The sequence below is a fragment of the Allokutzneria sp. NRRL B-24872 genome, assembly GCF_002155965.1.
Classification (GTDB): Bacteria; Actinomycetota; Actinomycetes; order Mycobacteriales; family Pseudonocardiaceae; genus Allokutzneria.
This window is the reverse complement of sequence record NZ_MUMH01000012.1, coordinates 1-20,036: the sequence shown is the minus strand read 5'-3', so window position 1 is coordinate 20,036 and position 20,036 is coordinate 1. Positions and strand designations below refer to the sequence as shown.

Sequence of the window (20,036 nt, the reverse complement as noted above, 5' to 3'; positions counted from 1 at the left end):
TGCAGTCAACGCACTGAACGACCCGTTCAGGGCTTTAGCGCGGAGCGCCGATGGGGCCGGGGAGGACGTGCACGTCGGCGGCCTTCACGTAGGCGATGCGGTGGCCGAGGAACACCTGGTAGTACCGCTCGTGCCCGCGCACGACGATCCGGGGACCGTTCCACTCCTTCGCGAAGTAGTACTCCGAGGGCACCGCGAGGTCAGCGGCGACATAGCGTTGGCCGGGCAACATGGTGTACTGCAACGGTTCCACGGTCTGCACGGGAACGCCGGTGCCCTCGTAGGCGGACGCCTCGGGGTACGCGATGCCGAACACTGGTACGGAGGCCAAACCGGGCCGGGGTGTCACGACGAACCCGGTTCCAGGAACGGCGGTCGGAGTACCGGATGGGTTGTGGAACCAGGCTTTCTGGCCGAGGTACCAGATGGCGGTCCAGTCCCCGGAGCGCCCGGCGACGGCGAAGCGCTGGCCGGTGTCGACGCGCGCGCCGATGTCGCTGACCTGGCGCGTGCTGTTGCCGCCGTCGGGGCGCAGGCCGATGTCCTTGACGAGCGGCGCGTCCGCGCGCGGCTCGGTGTGCAGGAAGACCGTTGAGGTGCCACGGGTCGGGCACGGCTCGGCGGGCTTCTTGTCGTCGCAGCCGTACATCGGCGGGTGGTTGGTGGCGTAGTCCGGCTTGATCGTGACGATGCCGGAGCGGTCACCGCCGCGGGGGGTGAACGGCGCCTTCAACAGGTCGAAGTAGTGCGCCCAGTCCCAGTAGGGACCAGGGTCCCAATGCATACCGCGTACCTTGGCGGGCGAGACGCCGGGCACGTTGTCGTGGCCGAGGATGTGCGCGCGGTCCAGCGGCACGCCGTGCTTCTGCGCCAGGTACCGCACGAGCCGCGCGGACGTGCGGTACATCGCCTCGGTGTACCAGGTGCCCTTCGCCGCGAAGCCCTCGTGCTCAAGGCCGATCGAGTGCGTGTTGACGTACCAGTTCCCCGCCTGCCACGCGACGTCCTTGGCCTTGATGTGCTGCGCGATGTGGCCGTCGGAGGAGCGCAGCGAGTACTGCCAGCTCGCCCACTTCGGGTCCTTGATCAGCCGGAGCGTGGTGTCCCAGTAGCCCTCGGTGTCGTGGATGATGATGTACTTGATCGGCATGTCCACGGGCCGGTTGGCCTTGTCGTGGTTGCCGTACTTCTCCGGGTTGCTCGGCGTGTGGTGCTCGTAGGCGGCGGGCAACCACTCGCAACCGAGTTCGCGCGGGCACTCGGCCTCATTGGGAGCGCTGGGCCTGAGTCCCATTCGGTCCACGATCCCGGTGTCCGGCTTGAGGTCCTGGCCGACCAGCCGCACCGCCTGACCGTCGTCGGTGGTGCGCGCCTCGCCCGTGCGGATCACCTCGAAGACGTCGTCGGCGAAGCGCTTCGCGGTCGCGGTGTCCTTGGCGCCGCTGTACTTCGCGACCGCGCCGTACCAGCTGCCCAGCTCGCGCTGGTGCGAGGCGAGCAGCGCCGCGCCGCCCCGGATGTTCTGCCGCGCGTTGCTCCGCAGCACCGCGCGGTCGACGCCGGTCAGCCGCTCCGCGGCTTCGATCGTGCGCAGCTCGGCGGGAACGCCTTGCTGGGGTGCGCTGTCCACCGGCGCGAGCGGGCGGCTGAGGTCACCGCGCGGGTCCTCGGCTTCGGAGCCGTGATGGTCGTGCTCGTCCACGTCGAGCGCCGCAGCGTCGGTCAGGTGCATCGGGCCGTAGCCCGCGCCCCGGCTCGGCGCGCCCGCGTTGACGTCCCACCGCGACTCCAGGAACGACACGCCCAGCAGCACGTTCTCCGGGACGCCGAACTCCTTGGCGGCCGAGGTGAAGTCTGCTTGACGGCTGCCGTCAAGTGCGGAGGCGGTGGGGCTGGGCAGCACGAGCGCGGCGGCGACCGCCACTGCTGTGCTTACCCGTAATGCAGGGGAAACGGACATCGGTGACCTCCTGGTGAACCGACACACGATCCCTCAGACCTTGGTCGGCGCCCGCGAGGCCGTCAATACTTCACCAACTACCGATGAAGCTCTGTTAGCAGAGAACCTGTCCCAGGCGGAGGCCAGCCGGTCCACCACGGCGGTCAGCTCCTCCGACGGCGCGAGGAAGGCGATGCGCAGGTGGTCGTCGCAGTCCCCGCGCGCGGAGAACCCCGGCCCGGCCAGCAGCGCGATCCCTTGGCGCAGCGCGATCTGGGCGAAGGCCGACGCGCTGCCCCTCGGCAGCCGCACCCACAGGTGCTGCCCGCCGGTCACCGGACTCGGTTGCCACTCCGGCAACCGCAGCGCCAGCAGCTCGCGCAGGTGGTCGTGCCGTTCGCGCAGCTCCGCGACCCGGCGCGCCCGCACCTCCGGCAACTGCGGCAGCAGCTCCAGCACGGCGCGCTGCGGGAGCACCGAGCTGCCCATGTCGTGCAGGGCCTTCACCCGCGCCAGCCGCGAGATCCGGGACGCGGGACCGCGTACCCAGCCGATCCGCAGCCCGCCCCACACCAGCTTGCTCAACGATCCCACCGAGAGGATGTCGCCATCGGGGGCGTAGCTGGCCAGCGAGGGCGCGACGGTGCCGTCGAAGCTCAGCTCCGCCAGCGCCTCGTCCTCCACCAGCGGCACGCCCAGCTCGGCCGCGCGCAGCACGATCCGCCGACGCAGCAACGGCGGCAGCACCGCCCCGGTCGGGTTGTGGTGGGTGGGGACGAGGTAGCCCAACCGGGTGCGCTCGTCGGCGAGCAGCCGCAGGAACTCCACGTGGTCCAGGCCGCCGGGCCCGCACTCCGCCGCGCTGATCACCGCACCTGCGGCGCGGAAGAGCTCCAGCGCTCCCGGGTAGCTCGGCGTCTCGCACACCACGCCGTTGCCCGGGCTGAGGAAGGTCGTGGTGATCAGCGCCAGCGCCTGCTGAGCGCCCGTGGTGATCATGATCTGCTCCGGCCCGGTCGGCACCCCGCGCGCGGTGTGGCGCCGGGCGATCGCCGCGCGCAGCTCGCCGAGCCCGGCCGGGTGGTAGCCGATGTCGGGCTCGAAGAACCTGTTCATCGCCCTGCGGTAGGCCTCGGCCAGCTCCGGCGGGGGAACGGTCGGGGCCGCGCAGCCGAGCTGCACCACGTCGTCCGGCGGCTCCAGCAGGTGCAGGAACAGCGTGTTCATGCTGCCCTCCGCGCCGGTCGGGGCCGAGGGGGCGCGGGTGTCGGCGACCTGGGTCCCGCTGCCCTGCCTGCGGACGATCCGGCCCTCCTGCCGCAGCACGTCGTAGGCGGAGATGATCGTGCTGCGCCCCACGGCCAGCGCCAGCGCGAGCGCGCGATCGGTCGGCAGGGCGGTGCCCGCCGCGAGCTGGCCGTCGTCGATCAGCGCGCGCAACCGCGCGGCCAGCAACAGGTACAGCGCGCCACGACCGCCGGACCAGCGGCCCAGCAGTGTCACGAGGTCCTCGCAGGACAGGTTTCTCATTCGGCACACCAATTGGCCCTGATTGGTGCTGCCGGTCAACCGGGCCCGGTCATCAAGCTCGTGTCATGGGTTCCTCGCCACCGTACGACGCTGATCATGCACCAGTCGACCCCAGCACCCGGGCCGTGCACATCCGCGCACCGCAGCTCGACGGGGTCCGCCCGCTCAGCCTGCCGATCTTCCAGAGCTCCACCTTCGCCTTCGCCGACAGCGCGAGCCTCGCCGAAGCGCTTTCCGTCCCGGACGGCGCCTACTCCTACACCAGGCACGGCAACCCCACGACGCGCGCGCTGGAGCACGCCGTCGCCGACCTCGAAGGCGGGGTCGCCGCCGTGGCCACCGCCTCCGGCATGGGCGCGATCAGCGTGGTGCTGCTGGCCCGGCTGCGCTCCGGCGACCACGTCGTCGCGCAGAGCGCCCTCTACGGCGGCACCGTCTCCGTGCTGCGCGATCTCTCCGAGCGCTTCGGCGTCGAGGTCACCTTCATCTCCGGCACGGCGCAGGAGTTGACGGAGGCGCTGCGCCCCAACACGAAGCTGCTCTACTTGGAGACCATCGCCAACCCCACCACGCGCGTCAACGATCTGCCCGCGCTGGCCGGGATCGGGCGCGAAGCTGGGCTGACCGTGGTGGTGGACAACACCTTCGCGTCACCGCTGCTGTTCCGCCCGCTGGAGCACGGCGCGCACGTCGTCGTGCACTCCAGCACGAAGTTCCTCGGCGGCCACTCCGACGTCATAGGCGGCATCGCGGTGTTCGCGGAGGAAGAGCTCTACCGCCAGACCTGGCACCAGGTGCTCGACTACGGCGCGTCTGCGGACCCGTTCGCGGCCTGGCTGACCGCGCGCGGGCTCCAGACCTTGGCGCTGCGCCAAGCGAAACAGTGCGCCAACGCGCGCGTGCTCGCCGAACGCCTCGAAGCGCACCCGGCGATCAGCGCGGTGCGCTGGCCGGGCTTGGCGAGCCACCCCGACCACGAGACGGCCGTCAAGCTGCTCAGCGACTTCGGCTCGCTGGTGAGCTTCGACATCGCCGAGGGCCACGAGGGCGCGGTCCGGTTCCTCGAACGAGTCCGGCTCGCGACCCTCGCCGCCTCCCTCGGCGGCGTGGAAACCCTTGTGCTGCAACCTTCTTCGAGTACGCATCGGCAGCTCGACGCGGCCGGGCTCGCTGCCGCGGGCATCACCGAGGGCACCATCAGGATGTCGGTGGGCATCGAGCACGCCGAAGACCTATGGGCCGACCTCGCGCACGCGCTGAGCTAGCTCCAGCACGACCTGGACGATCAGGTCGATGTCGGCGTTCTCGGTCCGCCAGTTCACGATGGCGGGCCGGAACGCCACCATCCCGCGATAGGTCGTCGAGCCGAAGTGCACGCGCCCGTCGGTGATCACCGCATCGGCGATCGCGGTGTTCAGCGCGTCCAGCTCCGCGTCGGCGACGTCGTCGGGGTGGTAGCGGAAGCACACGATGTTGAGCGGAACGTCGGCCAGCAGCTCCAGCGAGGGCTCCGCGCGGACGCGCTCGGCGAGCCGCTGCGCGAGGTCGAGGTGGCGCTCCACCATCCTCCGGTAGCCGGAGCGGCCGTAGGCGGCCAGCGTCGCCCACACCGCGAAAGCCCTTGCGCGGCGCGAACTCTCGGGCCCGAGGTTGCCGTAGTTCGGCCGCTCCAGGTCCACTCCGGGCAGGTACGCGGCGGTGTTGGTGAAGATCGGCCCCAGCAGCTCCGGGTGCCGCACGAACGCGAAGCCGCAGTCGTAGGGCACGTTCAGCCACTTGTGCCCGTCCGAGCCGACCGAGTCCGCCCGCTCCACCCCGGCGACGAGGTGCCGCGTCCGCTCGGAGAGCGCGGCGAACAGCCCGAACGCGCCGTCCACGTGCAACCACGCGCCGAACTCCTCGGCGAGGTCGGCCAGCTCCTCGATCGGGTCGAAGGCCCCGGCGTTCACCTCGCCCGCGCTCGCGGAGATGATCGCCGGGGCGCCGCCGAGCGAAGCCAGGTCCGCGCGCATGCCCGCGAGGTCGACACTGCCGTCGTCGTTGCGGTGGAATCGCACCGAGGAGCGGCCGATCCCGAGCATTCCCAAGGACTTCACCGCGCTGGAGTGCAGATGTCCGCTCGCCAGAACGGGAATCCGCGGCAATCCGGACAAACCCTCGACGTCCACGTCGACCCCGTGCTTCGCGCCCCACCACCGGCGCGCGGAGGCGAGCCCGACGAAGTTCGCCATCGTCGCGCCGGAGGTGATCACGCCCGACCACGCCGCGGGCAAGCCGAAGAGTTCTCGCAACCACCGCAGCGCGAGGACCTCCGTGTGCGCGCCGATCGGCGAGCTGACCCACATGCCCGTGTTCTGGTCAGCCGTGGAGGTGAGCATGTCCGCCGCCAGCGCGGCCGGGGTCACGCCGCCGATCACGAAGTGGAAGAACCGCGGCCCCGCCGAACGGATCGCCGTCTCCAGCAAGCGCTCCGACAGTTCGGTCACCGCCGGGTCCGCGCCGATCCCGTCCTCCGGGAGCGCGAGATCACCCGGCGGCAGACCCGACTCCGTCGCCTCGGGGCGGACGAGCTGATCCGGCGGCGCGGAGAGCAGTTTCCGTTGGTAGCGCGCGACCAGTTCGAGCAATTCGACGCTGTCGTCGGGAAACGGTGGCACGGATTACCCCTTTCAGCGGACACCTCAGCCTTCGTGTCGAAGGGACCATCGGTCAACGGCCAATTCGACTCCGCTGGCCCGTGAATCCTTCGATAAGGCACACCTTCGGCGCGAGGAAGCCTCCGCGCTGACATACGCTTCCCTCGCGAGATTCCCGGCACGGCAACGATTCAGGGAGAAGGCAGGCGATGACCGGATCGGCAGACGCACGGCTGGCCGCGGCCCAACAGCAGTTCGACGAGGCCGGTGGCGAGAACCGACTGATCCGCCTCATCGAGAGCGGGCAGGCGCCCCTGTCGACCATCGGCGCGCTCGCCGCCGAGCAGCACCGCGTGATCACCAGTGACTGGCGGGCCTTCCTCACCCTCGCCGCGCGCGCCGAGGAGCCCAACGCCCGGCAGTTCTTCTCCGGCCTCGCCGCCGGGGAGGCCGTCGCACTGGAGCGCGTCGCCGTGCTCGCGAAGCAGTGCGGCATGGACGCCGACGCCGTGCGCGCCTACAAGACGCAGCCCGGCTGCCAGTCCTACCCGTCCTACGTCGCTTCGCTCGCGCTCAACGGTGACCCGCTCGACGTGCTCGTGACCCTGGTCGCGGGCTTCGGCGGCTGGGGCGGCTACTGCGCTTCCGCGTCGCGGGGCCTGCGCGAGCACTACGGCTTCGACGACGAGGGCTGCGGCTTCTTCGACCTCTTCGCCGACCCCGACCCTTCGGGCGCTCAGTTCGCGACGGCCGCCGTCGAGGCAGGCACGGCGTCAGGCTGGACCGGCGAAGCCGTGGAGGACCAGATCCGCCTCCTCCAGCACTACGAGCACCAGTTCTGGAACACCCTCGCCGACCTGCCCGCGTAGCACTCCGCCAGCCGCACGGCTAGGCGTTGGTCTGGCGGCGGGCGGCGGAGTGCGAGCGAAGGCGGCGGAGGTCGCCGACCGTGCCCTTGGCCTGGAGTTCGAGGAAGAGGTTCACCACGGCGGTGTCGAACTGGGTGCCGCAGCCGCGGCGCAGCTCCGCGCGGGCCTCGTCCTCGGTCAACGCGGTCTGGTACGGCCGGTCGGAGAGCATCGCCGCCCACGCGTCGCAGACCGAGATGATCTTCGCCTCGATCCGGATCTCGGAGTCGCGCAGCCGACGCGGGTACCCGGTTCCATCTGGGCGTTCGTGGTGCTGGCGGACGATCTCCGCGACGACGTCGCAGCCGGGGACCGCCGCCACCATCCGGTAGCCGCTGTCGGGGTGCTGGCGCATCAGCTCCCACTCCTGCGCCGACAGCCGCGCGGGCTTGCCCAGCACCTCCGGCGGGATCACGATCTTGCCGACGTCGTGCAGCCGCCCGGCCAGCTCGGCGCAGCGCACCCCGGCCTCGTCGTGGCCGAGCTCGGCGGACATCAGCCGCGCCCACCGCGCGATCGCCCTGCTGTGCTCGTAGGTGGAGAGCATCGAGTCCACCTCGTCGGCCAGGTGCCCGAGGTAGTCGATCATGCCGGTGTGCTCGCCGAGACCCGGTCCCAGTTCGGGCGCGGTACCGATCACCACTCGGTCCCGGCCGCGCGCCTTGGCCGAGTACAGCGCCCGGTCGGCGACCGCGATCAGCTCGTCCGGCCGCGTGCCGTGCAGCGGATGGGCCGCGATACCAACTGACACCGTGACCGCGAGCCAGGTCTCCTCCGAGACCGCGATCGGGCTGCTGGCCACCTGGTGCCGCAACCGCTCGGCGATCTTGGGCAGCTCGTCCAGGTCGGTGTCACGGGCCAGCAGCGCGAACTCCTCGCCGCCGTAGCGCGCCAGCACGTCGCCCGCCCGTGTCGCCTTGCGCAGCCGCGCCGCGATCTCGATCAGCGCCTGGTCGCCCGCGGGGTGCCCGTAGTGGTCGTTGATCGACTTGAAGTGGTCGACGTCGATGATCAGCACCGCGAACGCGCTCGCGCTCCGCTGCGCGCGGGCGACTTCCATCGGTAGCTGCGCCTCGAAGAAGCGCCGGGTGTGCAGCTTGGTCAGCGGATCGGTGATGGCCAGCCGCCGCTGATCCGACACCAGATCCGCCAGCCGGGCGATGACCAGCAGGAACAGCAGCGCGCACGCGATCGCGATCACCGGGATGTCGTGCATCGAGCCGTTGGCGTTCTGCACGAGCAGCGTCACCGGGGCGACCAGAGCCGCACCGATCAGCACCGCGATCCGCGACGGGCCGAGGTGCTTGTCCACGGTCGGCGCGCGATCGGCCAGCTGCGTCATCGTCGGGTGCAGCGCCGCCGCGCCGAGCGCGAGGTTGCCGGCCAGCCAGATCGCGTCGATGAAGTTGCCGACCCAGTACTTCTCGCCCAGCCGCATCAGGCTGTAGATCGTGTCCGCCGCGAAGATCCCGAACAGGTTGGCGCACAGCAGCGAGAACGCCGCGGGCCGCTGGCCCGGACCGAGCAGCAGCCGCAGGCCCACCGCCAGCATGACCAGGTCCATCAGCGGGAAGGTCATCAGGAACGCCCTGGTCAGCGCCGGGGAGTTGGACACCGTCGGCGGCCCGATCAGGTACAGCCAGGTCAGCATCGCCGCGACCACCGCGAGCACCGCCGCGTCGAGCAGGCCGGGCAGGTCGCCGCCGGGGCTGCGCCTGCGGATCAGCAGCAGCAGACCGGCCACCACCAGCGGGTAGTGGCTGATGTAGATCGGGTCCGCGTACCCGGGGAAACCGGTCTTGCCGAAGATGTAGTGCGAGATGTAGAAGGTCGCGTCCGCGCTGGCGTAGATCACCTGGCTCAGCCCGAGCAGCAGCCACGGCACCCACACCCGCGGCCGGTACCGGAACAGGCCCACGAACACCGCGACCGCCGCCGAGGAGGTCAGCAGGCAGTAGGTGAGCAGCCTTCCCCAGACGCCGAAGCCCTCGGCGGGGATCAGGTAGTAGCCGCCGACCGCCGTCAGACCGATGAGCAGGTAGGCCAGCCACGCCTTCTGGGGGAGTGGTTTCGGGCCCCGTGAGTTCATTGAGACCTCTCATCCGCACCCGACGTCAGCACCGTGCTCACGAAGGCGAGCACGCAGATCACGTATCGGAAACGAATCATGCCTGATCTGTCCGCCGCGCGACACTGCCAGACCATTTGACTTCTTGCCGAGTGGGCCCGCTACCTGCACAAGAGCACGTTCACGGCGCTAAACGGGTGTTTTCGGACTCAATCACACGCCACGATCGCGAAGGTTTCCGCGGAGACGCGAAGCGTTTCCCCCAACAGAGCGACCTCACCGTTGTGCAGCAGCGTCTCCCGGATCGGGCCGAGCGGAATCTCCACCGCTTCCGCGCCCAGATTGCACACCACCCGCAGAGAACCCCTGTGCAGCACCAACCACCGCGCGTCCTCGTCGTGCTCCACGCGCAACAGGTGCAGTCTCGGGTCGGTCAGCTCCGTGCGCTCGCGCCGCAACCGCAGCAGCGCGCGGTAGGTCTCCAGCAGCTCGCGGTGATGTCCCTCACCGGACTCGGCCCACTTCAACTTCGAACGTTCGAATGTGGCGGTGTCCATCGGATCGGGGACATCCGCCTCGCCCCAGCCGTGCTCGCCGAACTCCCGCCGCCGCCCGGTCCGCACCGCATCGGCCAGCCCGGGGTCGGGGAAGGAGGCGAAGAACTGCCACGGCGTGCTCGCGCCCCACTCCTCGCCCATGAACAGCATCGGCGTGTACGGCGAACCCAGCACGATCGCCGCCGCGCAGCCGAGCAGCCCGGGGGACAGCGTCGCCGACAGCCGGTCGCCGGTCGCGCGGTTGCCGATCTGGTCGTGGTTCTGCGAGTACGCGAGGAAACGGTGTCCCGGCAGGTACCGCGTATCTACTGGTCTGCCGTGCGTGCGGCCCCGGAACGACGACCACGTGCCCGCGTGGAAGAACACCCCGCGCAGCGTGTTCGCCAGCGACTCCAACGACCCGAAGTCCGCGTAGTAGCCCTGCCGCTCGCCGGTCAGCGCCGTGTGCAGGCAGTGGTGCAGGTCGTCGCTCCACTGCGCGCCCAGCCCGTAGCCGCCGGCTTCGCGCGAGGTCACCAGCTTCGCGTCGTTGAGGTCGGACTCCGCGATCAGCGCCAGCGGCCTGCCGACGTGCGCGGACAGCACCTCGACCTCCTCCGCCAGCTCCTCCAGCAGGTGCGTGGCCCGCCGGTCCACCAGCGCGTGCACCGCGTCCAGGCGCAGCCCGTCGAGGTGGAAGTCCCGCAGCCAGCCCAGCGCGTTGTCCAGCACGTAGCGCCGCACCTCGTCGGAGCCCGCCCCGTCCAGGTTCAGCGACGGACCCCAGATGTTCTGGCCCGCGAAGTACGGACCGAAGCGCTCCAGGTTCGCCCCGGACGGCCCGAGGTGGTTGTGCACCACGTCCAACAGCACGCCCAGCCCGCGCCGGTGGCACGCGTCCACGAAGCGCTTCAGCCCGTCCGGCCCGCCGTAGGGCTCGTGCACCGCGTACCAGAGCACACCGTCGTAGCCCCAGCCGTGCGGCCCGTCGAAGGCGTTCACCGGCAGCAGTTCGACGAGGTCGACTCCCAGGTCCACCAAGTGATCCAGGCGCTCGATCGCCGAGTCGAAGGTGCCATCGGCGGTGAACGTGCCGATGTGCAGCTCGTAGATCACCGAGCCCGGCAGCGCGCGCCCCGTCCAGCCCTGGTCGCTCCACTCGAAGGCACCGTGGTCGTAGTGCCGCGACCGCCCGAACACGCCGTTGGGCTGCCACGTCGCCCGCGGATCGGGCTGCTCGGTGCTGTCGTCGTCCAGCAGGAACGCGTAGTCGCCCTCGCTGGCCGTCTCGCCGCGCCACCAGCCGTCGTCGCCGCGCCGCAGCTCAACGGTCGCGTCGCCGACAACCGCCCGAACCCGCTCGCGCTCCGGAGCCCAGACCTCAAGCATTCGATTCCCTCACAAGCAAAGCGACCGGGTAGGGGCTGAGCAGATCGGCCAGCAACGGCGCACGCGAGTCCACCGCGCGCCCGGTGATCACATCGGTCCACGAGCCGTCGAACAGCGGCAGTCGGGTGTCACCCCAGCCGCCCGAAGCGTTGAGCCCCAACGGCAACCGAGTCGCCACGGCCACCAAGTCGTTGCTGCGCGCGAAAGCCACCGCGTGCCGCGCCGCGACACCCTCCGCCCGGATCGGGCGGTACGACTCGAACAGCTCCGGCCGATCACGCCGCAGACGCAGCGTCCGCGCGGTCACGAGCAGCTTCGCCGACCCCAGCTCGTCCAGGTCCGGCAACCATCCAGCATCCAAGCGTCGCAACAGGTTCCGCCGCGCGTCGAAGTCCACCGGTCGACGGTTGTCCGGGTCGACCAGCGAGTAGTCCCACAGCTCCGTGCCCTGGTACACATCGGGAACGCCGGGACCGGCGAGCTGGAAGAGCTTCTGTCCCAAGGAGTTCGACCACCCCGGCACGCGAACGCGCTCCAGCAGTCGCTCCACGTCCGAAAGCAGTTCCGTGTCCGAGAGCACGTCGCGCACCCAACGCTGCACCTGCTCGTCGAACTCCGCGTTCGCGTCCACCCAGGTCGTGCGCAGCTTCGCTTCCTTCGCGGCCTTGGCCAGGTAGCCGCCCAGCCGCTCCACGTCGATCGGCCACGCGCCCACGAGTGTCTGCCACGCCAACAGGTTCAGCGTCGGCTCCGGCAACGCCCGCCGCGCGCTCCACCGCCGCACCGCCGCCGCGAACTCCTCCGGCATCTCGCTCAGCACCGCGAGCCGGGCGCGAACGTCTTCCGAGCGCTTGGTGTCGTGCGTCGACAGCGTCGTCATCGTGCGCGGCCAACCAGCCTGCCGCGCCGACCACTTCGCGTGGAACTCCTCCACGTCGACGCCGAACCGGTCGAACGCGCCGCCGACCTCGTTCAGCGCGGCGAACCGCGTCAGCCGATAGCCCGCCGTGTCCTCTACGCCCTTGGCCATCACCATCGCCGAAGTCTGCTGAATCCGTTGCGTCAGCTCGCTTTCCGGCTCCGCGCGCATCAGCTCGCCGATCGCGGTGATCGACGCCGCCAGCTCCGGCCGAGCCCGGCACGCCGCGTCCACCGCGACCTGGAGGTGACCGTCGCCCTCCGGCAAATAGCTTCTGTACACCGGGAACGCGGCCAGCAGCTCCGCGACCGCCGCCTCCGCGTCGTCCACGCGCAGCAGCCGTGCGATCCGCCTGACCTCCGCCAGCAGCATCACGTTCGCCGCCGCGCGCTTGCACCCGTGCTCGACGTCGTGAACGCTGACCGGAACCCCGGCCTCAGCCGCGAGCGCCGTCACCGCGACTTCACCGTTCGAGTCGATGAAGAGCCCGCACACCTCGCGCAGCGCTTCGTACCCCGTCGTCCCGTCCACGGGCCACGACGGCGGCAGTTCTTCTTCTGGCGCAAGGATTTTCTCCACCACGAGCCACGAGTCCGGCGCTGCCGCGCGCAACCGCCGCATGTACTCGCCCGGCTCGGTCAGCCCGTCCGGGTGGTCGATGCGCAGGCCCGTGACCTCCCCCGCAGCCACCCACCGCAGCAGCTCCGCGTGCGCAGCCTCGAAGACCTCTGGGTCCTCCACCCGCACCGCGGCCAGCTCGTTGATGTCGAAGAACCGCCGATAGGTCAGCTCCGCCGACGCGCGTCGCCACGACACCAGGCGATAGTGCTGCCGCGCGTGCACGTCCCGTGCCGAGCCCTCGCCAGTCCCCGGCGCGATCGGGAAGACGTGCTCGTAGTACACGAGCCGGTCGTCCTCAACGCGGAGATCGTCCTCCGCCGAGTCATCGCCGAGCACTGGGATCAACACCGCACCACGACCCCAGTCGATGTCGAAGTACTTGGCGTGCACCGACTCCCGGCCGTGCTTGAGCACATCCCACCACCAGGCGTTGGCCTCCGCCTTCGCCACACCCATGTGGTTCGGGACGACGTCCACCACCAGGCCCATGCCCAGCTTGCGCAGCCGCTCCGCGAGCAGGCGCCGCTGCTCCTCGCCGCCCAAGGACTCCGACACCCGCGTCGTGTCCGCCACGTCGTAGCCGTGCGTGGAGCCCGGCGCCGCCTGCAACACCGGCGACGCGTACACCGCCCCAGCACCAAGGAGATCCAGGTACTCCGCGAGCTCCGACACATCCGCGAACGTGCAGCCGGGGCCGAGCTGCAGGCGGTAGGTCGAGCTGGGCGCCGAGCTCATCGCGTGCGCTGCAACACGACGAGGGACCGGTCCTTCACCATGATCTGCTGACCGCCCAGCAACGCGTGCGTGGGGGAGGAGCGGTCGTCCGCGAAGACCTCGCCGGAGGCCGTGTCCACGACGACCGCCCACTCCTCGCCGTAGCCGCCGTCCGGCACCGTCACCTCGATCTCCCCGTCATGTCCGTTGAAGCACAACAGGAACGAGTCGTCGGTCACCAGCTCGCCGCGCTCGTCCCGGTCGGTCAGCCCCTCGCCGTTGAGGAAGACGATGATGCACTTGCCGAACCCGGCTTCCCAGTCCTCGTCGGTCATCTCGCGCCCTGACGGCGTGAACCACGCGATGTCCCGCAGCTCTTCGCCGCGCCGCAACGGACGACCTCGGAAGAACCGCTGCCTGCGGAACACCGGGTGCGCGCGCCGCAGCTCCAGCATCGAGGACGTGAACTCGTACAGGTCCTCGTGCTCGGCGGCGCGCTTCCAGTCCACCCAGCTCAGCTCGTTGTTCTGGCAGTAGGCGTTGTTGTTGCCGTTCTGCGTCCGCCCGATCTCGTCGCCGTGGGAGATCATCGGCACACCCTGCGAGACCGCGAGCGTCGCGATGAAGTTGCGGATCTGCCGCCGCCGCAACGCGTTCACGCCCTCGTCGTCGGTCGGCCCTTCCGCGCCGCAGTTCCACGAGCGGTTGTCGGAGTGCCCGTCGTTGTTGCCCTCGCCGTTGGCCTCGTTGTGCCGCTCGTTGTAGGACACCAGGTCGGTCATGGTGAAGCCGTCGTGCGCGGTGACGAAGTTGATCGACGCGAACGGCTTGCGCCCGTCGTCCTGGTAGAGATCGGAAGAACCCGTGATGCGCGAAGCGAACTCGCCCAGCGTCGCGGGCTCCCCGCGCCAGAAGTCGCGCACCGTGTCGCGGTACTGCCCGTTCCACTCCGTCCACAGTGGAGGGAAGTTGCCGACCTGGTAGCCACCGGGCCCGACGTCCCACGGCTCCGCGATCAGCTTGGCCCTGCTGATGATCGGGTCCTGCTGCACGATGTCGAAGAACGCGCTCAGCCGGTCCACGTCGTAGAACTCGCGCGCCAACGTGGAGGCGAGGTCGAAGCGGAACCCGTCCACGTGCATCTCGGTCACCCAGTACCGCAGCGAGTCCATGATCAGCTGCAACGTGTGCGGATCACGCGCGTTCAGCGAGTTCCCGGTGCCCGTGTAGTCCATGTAGTAGCGCTGGTCGTCCTCGACCAACCGGTAGTACGCCGCGTTGTCGATGCCCCGCAGGCTCAGCGTCGGGCCGAGGTGGTTGCCCTCCGCCGTGTGGTTGTAGACCACGTCCAGGATGACCTCGATGCCCGCCTGGTGCAGCGAGCGGACCATCGCCTTGAACTCCTGCACCTGGTTGCCCTGCATCGTCTGCGAGGCGTAGGCGTCGTGCGGCGCGAAGTACCCGAGTGTGCTGTAGCCCCAGTAGTTCGTCAGCCCGCGCTCCACCAGCGAGTGCTCGGGGATGAACTGGTGCACCGGCATCAGCTCGACCGCGGTCACCCCGAGCTTCGTCAGGTAGTCGATCATCACCGGGTGCGCCAGGCCCGCGTAGGTGCCGCGCAGCTCCATCGGGATGTCCGGGTGGTCGATCGTCAGCCCGCGCACGTGCGTCTCGTAGATCACCGTCCGGTGGTACGGCGTCTTCGGCGCGCGGTCCGCCGACCAGTCGAAGAACGGGTTGATCACCACCGCCTTCGGCACGTACGGCGCCGAGTCCAGCTCGTTGAGCGCGTCCGGGTCGTCGAAGCGGTAGTCGAAGAGCGCTTCGTGCCACTCGAACTCCCCGTCCACCGCCTTCGCGTACGGGTCCAGCAGGAGCTTGTTCGGGTTGCAGCGCATGCCGTTCTCCGGCTCGTGCGGGCCGTGGACCCGGTAGCCGTAGCGCTGTCCCGGGATCACGTGCGGCAGGTAGCCGTGCCACACGAAGGCGTCCACCTCGTGCAGTCGGACCCGCGTCTCCTCGCCCTCGTCGTCGAACAGGCACAGCTCGACCTTCGTGGCGACACTGGAGAAAAGTGCGAAGTTGGTGCCGGTGCCGTCGTACGTCGCACCGAGTGGATAAGCCTGACCCGGCCACGGCTGCATGTCGTCTCCTCAGGGGGGCGCGCTGCCCAGTGGGTAGTTACCAGGCCGACGATCACGTAAACGCAGCGCTCTCCTGATCGTTTCAGCCCAGGTCGCGCCGCCGCAACCCGACCAGACCCGCCCCGATCAGCGCGGCCGCCAGACCCGTCATGAGCAGCAGCGGAGCGAGCTCAAGAGCTCCGCCGGAGAGCACTTTCGGCAGGTGGTGGAACGGCACCACCAGGTCCGCCACCCAGTAGTCGATGCCCATCGCGGGCCCCACGATCTCGCCGAACACGTTCACAAACACCCAGGTGGACCAACCGATCGCCGCCGCTTGCCTGGGCAACACGCCAACCGCCAGCGCCGCCACACCCGCCACGATCCACACCGCCGGCAGCTGCACCAGCGCGCCTTCCACCAACGCGCCCACCCGGCCGCTCGCCAGGCCCGCCGCCACGCCGCCCGCGCCCAGCACCACCGCCGAGCCCAGCACCGAGAACACCAGGTGGCTGGCCGCCCAGTGAACCCGGCTCACCTCCGTCGCCAGCAATGCTTCCGCCCGGCCCGAGGACTCCTCCGCGCGCAGCCGCAACGTCGCCAGCACCGGGTACAGCGCCGCCGTGTAGCCCATCGTCAGCACGATCAACCACAGGAACGCGTCGCCCAACGTCGCCGAGGGGGAGTCCGAGTAGCGCGCGAAGAACTCCTTCACCGTGTCGCCCGCCCGCTCCGCCAGGTCCGGGACGTCGCTCGCCACTCCGCCCAGCAGCAGGCCCACCGCCACGAACCCCAGCGACCACCCCGCCAGCAATCCCCGGTGCAGCCGCCACGCCAACGCCAACGGCCCCCGCACCGGCTTCGACGTCCTTTGCCGCGCCCGCAGCACCCCCACGCCCAGGTCACGCCGCCCGTTCAACGCGTACGCGGTTGCTAGGACCAGTCCCGCCACCACCGTCGGCACCACGAACACCGCCCACGCGCGCTCTCCGTACGGGTCCACCAGGTGGCTCCAGCCCTGCGGCGAGAACCACCTCAACCACCCTTCGCCGCTCGCGTCCGCCACGAACCGCACCACGTAGCCCGCGCCCAGCACCCCCGCCGCCAGCACGCTCGCACTCCGCGCGTTGCCCGCCAGCTGCGCCGCCAGGGCCGCCACCGCCGCGAACACCACGCCCGGCGCCACCACGCACAACCCGAACGCCACCGTGCCCACCGGCTCCACGCCCAGCGCCACCATCCCCAGTGCCGACAACACCCCCACCGCCAGGCACGCGGCCACTGTCACCAGCACCGTCGCCGTCAACTGCGCGTGTCGCCCGACGACCCCCGCCCCCAGAAGCTCCGCGCGCCCTTCGTCCTCCTCCGCGCGCGTGTGCCTGACCACCATGAGCAGCACGAACACGCCCACCAGCGAATAGACCGGGTCCCCGATCTTCCACGCCACCAGGCTCCCGATGTCCGGCCCCGCGATCTCCCCGCCGAAGCCCAGCAGGACGCGGTTCCCCACCACCTCGTCCACCAACGCCTGCCGCGCTTCCGCCGAGGGCAGCCGCCGGTCGTAGTACGGCACCATCCCGATGATCATCAGCAGCGCCAGGCCCACCCACGCCGGCAGCACCACGCGCTCCCGCCGCAGGACCAGTCGCACCAACCGCCACGTCCCCGTCACGCGCTTCAAGCTACACAACTTTCACAACTTCATGAAGTCCGTGATCGCTTGGAGGTCCGGCTCGTACCCGTCCGTGGTGTCCACCTCGATGCCCCTGGTTTTCAGTCGCACGAAGCTCCCTTGCGGCGCCACCCCATCCTCATGCGCCCGCCGCGCCGGGTCCTCCGCCCACCTATGCCTTCTCCTGGCCAGCGCCGTCTCCGCGTCCACCACGCAGTGCACGACCTTGAGCTTCGCCAGGCCTCGCAACGGCTCCAACCCCGGCCTCCACAACCGATCCTGGAACGCCGCCTCCGCCACCGTCGTCACCCCCGCGCGCAGCAGCTGCTCCACCACTCCGAAGAACACCTGCAGCGTCCGCCGACTCAACTCCTCCCTGTCTGCGCTCGGCGTCGCGTGCACCATCCCCTCCTTGATCTCATCCCGGCACACCGCCGGACACCCCAACCGCTTCGCCAGCGCATGCGCCAACGTCGTCTTCCCCGCCCCTGGCACCCCGCTCACCACCACCAACGTCGGCAGCTCAGGCACGCCCCGGTTGTCCAGAGAACGCACGACCCCATCAGGTGACCGCAACCCCATTCGTCCTCTCAATCGAAGAACTCCACTTAGCGTCCGCTTCATCCAGATTTGGGGGGAACACGTGGAACAGCTGATTGAGAAGCTCAACGCCGTCCCGAACAACTCAACGCCCGAACAGGCCGCCGCGGTCCTGTTCCCGCAGGACGAGGCCGCTCGCGCCGTGTACGTCCAGCAAGCAGCCGCACTGGAGCGCGACTACGCCACTGCCAAGGCCGAGGCCAGCGACAACGGCGAGATCGCACCCCGTGCACTGCCCGTCTTCATCGCCGTCGCCCTGCCGCTCATCGCCCGCTGCGTAGCCGGAGCTCTGACCAGCGCCGCGATCTCGGAACTGGTCCACTTGGTCAACACCGGTAAGCAGAACGACGCTGTCTCCCGCATCGAGAACCTCGTCGCGGGCTGCATCGGCGGCATCGTCCCGTGGGCTTGGATGGTGAACAAGCTCAAACGCCCCGTCGCCGCCGCCGTCCTGTGGCTCGTCATCAAACTCGGCCCCAAGCCCTAACGGCAGGAGGAGCATGTCCCGGCATCCAACCCACTGGCGCGGCGGCATCGCCACCGCGGCCGGGACAACGCTCCTGTTCGCCCTCTTCGACCTGCTCGACCTCTCCGCCCGCCCGGCCCCCGTCCAGCTCTCCGGCTACGCCCTCTTCTTCTGCTTGCTCTGGGGCGCTTGGACTCTCCTGCACCTCTTGACCCGCGGCCGCCTCACCCACCGCTCCGAGCGCGACGACGACTGAGACCCCTGCTGGCCGACCTCCCCGACAACGTGATCGACAGACCCCGTAGACTGCTCCCGAACACGCCCCCGTAGCCCAATCGGCAGAGGCAGCGGACTCAAAATCCGTCCAGTGTGCGTTCGAGTCGCACCGGGGGCACCACGCCTCACCAGGCGAAACAACCGAAAAAGTTGATCACATGTTGATCATTGGGTGCGGCCCCGGGTGCGAGTTACCTGGGGCTATGGGTGTTGCGCGCGCAAAGCAGCCTCGGAAGCGGGGCGAGATCGAGCGGCGGGGAGGCACGCTCCGCGTCAAGGTGTACGCCGGACTGGACCCCGTCACGGGCAAGCGGGTCTACCTCCGCGAGACCATCCAGGGCACCGACGAAGCCGCCCAGAAGCGGGCGCAGAAGAAGCTCAACGAGTTCGCTGTACGCGTCGACAAGCAACGCAAGACGCCTTCATCTGTGAAGCTCAGCTACGCCCTTGACGAGTGGATGCGCACGAGCGAGATCGAGGACAGCACTCGCAAGACGTACTTGGGCTACATCGAGCGCACAATCAAACCCGCGCTGGGCACTGAATCAGTGAACAAGCTGAGCGCGCACACGCTTGAAAGCTTCTACACGGCGCTGCGCCGCTGTCGCATTCGTTGTGACGGGACGCCATTCATTGAACAGCACAAGAAGGATGGCGAGCACGATTGCGGGGCTGAAGAGTGCCGTGTCCACAAGTGCAAACCCATGGCGGCGTCTACCGTTCGCCAGCTTCACGCAATCATCAGCGGGACCCTGGGAGCCGCTGAGCGCTGGCAGTGGATCGACGGCAATCCAGCGCGCATCGCACGTCGGCCGAGGCAGAAGCCGCCGGAGCCAGACCCGCCGACGTCCGCCGAAGCTGCAAAGCTCGTCGACGAAGCGTTCCGCATGGACGATGACTGGGGCACCCTCGTTTGGCTCGCGGTGACGACGGGCATGCGTCGCGGCGAGCTTGTAGGTCTTCGGTTCTCCTGTATCGACTTCGATGCCGAAGTGATCGACCTCCGCCGCAACTGGGTTGGTGGCAAGGAGAAGGACACGAAGACCCACCAGAACCGCCGTATCGCCCTTGATACGGAAACCATTGTCCTGCTCAAGGAGCACCGAGATCGAGTTGCCGCGCGAGTACGCGAACTCGACAGCAAGTTCACAGATGATCTCTTCGTCTTCACCGGCACGCGGACGCCGGGCCACACTGAGCCCTACTCGCCCAACGCCGTGACGCAGCGGTACAAGGACATGGCAACCAGGCTCGGAATCGACACCCACCTTCATGCGCTTCGCCACTACTCGGCAACGGAGCTTCTGACAGCGGGGATCGACCTCCGCACGGTCGCGGGTCGTCTTGGCCACGGAGGAGGCGGCGCGACCACTCTGCGCGTCTACGCCGCCTGGGTCGCCGCCACCGACCGCAAAGCCGCCGAGATCCTCGGCTCGCGTATGCCGAAGCGGAGACCGTAGACGCCGTGCTGCACCGGGGACACCGGCACAGTCGCTTTCGAACACATGTTCAATTATGCTGCGAAGCGTGGCAACTATCGGTTCTGCGGGACTCGCTGGGGGCGTGATGGTCGAAGCTTGGCGGCTGCCTGGCGTGGTCAACGGCCTGCGTGCACTCACGGGTTTGCATCAGGTTGCGG

Annotated in this window: 14 protein-coding genes and 1 tRNA gene; 6 read left to right on the top strand and 9 right to left on the bottom strand. The window is 69.4% G+C overall.

Translation table 11 applies throughout. The annotated features are described in order from the left end of the window. Nucleotides 1–34: 34 nt before the first annotated feature. Complete coding sequence (locus CCN37_RS02830) at nt 35–1,960, bottom strand: peptidoglycan recognition family protein (RefSeq protein WP_086819035.1); 1,926 nt, start codon at nt 1,958–1,960, stop codon at nt 35–37. Between the two features lie 33 nt (nt 1,961–1,993). Next, nucleotides 1,994–3,469, bottom strand: a complete 1,476-nt coding sequence (locus CCN37_RS02825; protein ID WP_086819034.1) for a PLP-dependent aminotransferase family protein — start codon at nt 3,467–3,469, stop codon at nt 1,994–1,996. Between the two features lie 65 nt (nt 3,470–3,534). On the opposite strand from CCN37_RS02825, the gene CCN37_RS02820 reads away from it, so the two are divergent. Further along, entirely contained in the window at nt 3,535–4,734 is a 1,200-nt protein-coding gene (locus CCN37_RS02820; protein ID WP_086819033.1) for a PLP-dependent aspartate aminotransferase family protein, read from the top strand. Here the strand turns inward: CCN37_RS02820 and CCN37_RS02815 are convergent. Continuing rightward, nucleotides 4,702–6,126: a pyridoxal-dependent decarboxylase gene (locus tag CCN37_RS02815; RefSeq protein WP_086819032.1), complete on the bottom strand. Its 1,425-nt coding sequence runs from the start codon at nt 6,124–6,126 to the stop codon at nt 4,702–4,704. The genes CCN37_RS02820 and CCN37_RS02815 overlap by 33 nt on opposite strands. Before the next feature lie 188 nt (nt 6,127–6,314). Between CCN37_RS02815 and CCN37_RS02810 the strand changes: the two genes are divergently transcribed. Further along, nucleotides 6,315–6,974 carry a transcriptional regulator gene (locus CCN37_RS02810; RefSeq protein WP_246842779.1) on the top strand — a complete coding sequence of 220 codons (660 nt, stop codon included), beginning with the start codon at nt 6,315–6,317 and terminating at the stop codon, nt 6,972–6,974. A gap of 19 nt (nt 6,975–6,993) precedes the next feature. Here CCN37_RS02810 and CCN37_RS02805 read toward each other — a convergent pair whose 3' ends face one another. The 6 genes from CCN37_RS02805 to CCN37_RS02780 form a co-directional block, all read right to left on the bottom strand. Continuing rightward, entirely contained in the window at nt 6,994–9,102 is a 2,109-nt protein-coding gene (locus CCN37_RS02805) for a diguanylate cyclase (RefSeq protein WP_086819031.1), read from the bottom strand. Nucleotides 9,103–9,290: 188 nt separating this feature from the next. Continuing rightward, a complete protein-coding gene (gene treZ / locus CCN37_RS02800) occupies nt 9,291–11,006 on the bottom strand; it encodes a malto-oligosyltrehalose trehalohydrolase (protein WP_086819030.1) in 1,716 nt (571 codons plus the stop codon). After that, the gene (gene treY / locus CCN37_RS02795; RefSeq protein WP_086819029.1) at nt 10,999–13,281 is read right to left on the bottom strand and encodes a malto-oligosyltrehalose synthase; all 2,283 of its coding nucleotides are present in this window, start codon (nt 13,279–13,281) and stop codon (nt 10,999–11,001) included. The genes treZ and treY overlap by 8 nt, the downstream gene beginning before the upstream one ends. Continuing rightward, nucleotides 13,278–15,404, bottom strand: coding sequence for a glycogen debranching protein GlgX (gene glgX, locus CCN37_RS02790; RefSeq protein ID WP_086819028.1), 2,127 nt, complete (start codon nt 15,402–15,404; stop codon nt 13,278–13,280). The genes treY and glgX overlap by 4 nt, the downstream gene beginning before the upstream one ends. 82 nt (nt 15,405–15,486) lie before the next feature. Beyond that, nucleotides 15,487–17,055, bottom strand: a complete 1,569-nt coding sequence (locus CCN37_RS02785; protein ID WP_086819027.1) for an ABC transporter permease — start codon at nt 17,053–17,055, stop codon at nt 15,487–15,489. Nucleotides 17,056–17,076: 21 nt separating this feature from the next. Continuing rightward, the gene (locus tag CCN37_RS02780) at nt 17,077–17,610 is read right to left on the bottom strand and encodes an AAA family ATPase (protein WP_210407847.1); all 534 of its coding nucleotides are present in this window, start codon (nt 17,608–17,610) and stop codon (nt 17,077–17,079) included. 88 nt (nt 17,611–17,698) lie between these two features. On the opposite strand from CCN37_RS02780, the gene CCN37_RS02775 reads away from it, so the two are divergent. The 4 genes from CCN37_RS02775 (at nt 17,699) to CCN37_RS02760 (ending at nt 19,857) form a co-directional block, all read left to right on the top strand. Then, nucleotides 17,699–18,142, top strand: a complete 444-nt coding sequence (locus CCN37_RS02775) for a hypothetical protein (RefSeq protein ID WP_086819025.1) — start codon at nt 17,699–17,701, stop codon at nt 18,140–18,142. A 13-nt stretch (nt 18,143–18,155) separates the two neighbouring features. Continuing rightward, nucleotides 18,156–18,377, top strand: a complete 222-nt coding sequence (locus CCN37_RS02770) for a hypothetical protein (protein WP_086819024.1) — start codon at nt 18,156–18,158, stop codon at nt 18,375–18,377. Between the two features lie 64 nt (nt 18,378–18,441). Beyond that, nucleotides 18,442–18,518, top strand: a tRNA-Leu gene (locus CCN37_RS02765). A 157-nt stretch (nt 18,519–18,675) separates the two neighbouring features. Next, on the top strand, nt 18,676–19,857 hold the full coding sequence (locus CCN37_RS02760) for a tyrosine-type recombinase/integrase (RefSeq protein WP_246842778.1): 1,182 nt from the start codon (nt 18,676–18,678) through the stop codon (nt 19,855–19,857). The last annotated feature ends 179 nt before the right edge of the window (nt 19,858–20,036 follow it).

Bases quoted from the DNA above. Each gene is read 5' to 3' on its own strand.
- CCN37_RS02810 (WP_246842779.1), top strand. From the start codon at position 6,315: ATGACCGGATCGGCAGACGCACGGCTGGCCGCGGCCCAACAGCAGTTC.
- CCN37_RS02820 (WP_086819033.1), top strand. From the start codon at position 3,535: ATGGGTTCCTCGCCACCGTACGACGCTGATCATGCACCAGTCGACCCC.
- treY (WP_086819029.1), bottom strand. From the start codon at position 13,281: ATGAGCTCGGCGCCCAGCTCGACCTACCGCCTGCAGCTCGGCCCCGGC.
- treZ (WP_086819030.1), bottom strand. From the start codon at position 11,006: ATGCTTGAGGTCTGGGCTCCGGAGCGCGAGCGGGTTCGGGCGGTTGTC.
- CCN37_RS02770 (WP_086819024.1), top strand. From the start codon at position 18,156: ATGTCCCGGCATCCAACCCACTGGCGCGGCGGCATCGCCACCGCGGCC.
- CCN37_RS02805 (WP_086819031.1), bottom strand. From the start codon at position 9,102: ATGAACTCACGGGGCCCGAAACCACTCCCCCAGAAGGCGTGGCTGGCC.
- glgX (WP_086819028.1), bottom strand. From the start codon at position 15,404: ATGCAGCCGTGGCCGGGTCAGGCTTATCCACTCGGTGCGACGTACGAC.
- CCN37_RS02830 (WP_086819035.1), bottom strand. From the start codon at position 1,960: ATGTCCGTTTCCCCTGCATTACGGGTAAGCACAGCAGTGGCGGTCGCC.
- CCN37_RS02825 (WP_086819034.1), bottom strand. From the start codon at position 3,469: ATGAGAAACCTGTCCTGCGAGGACCTCGTGACACTGCTGGGCCGCTGG.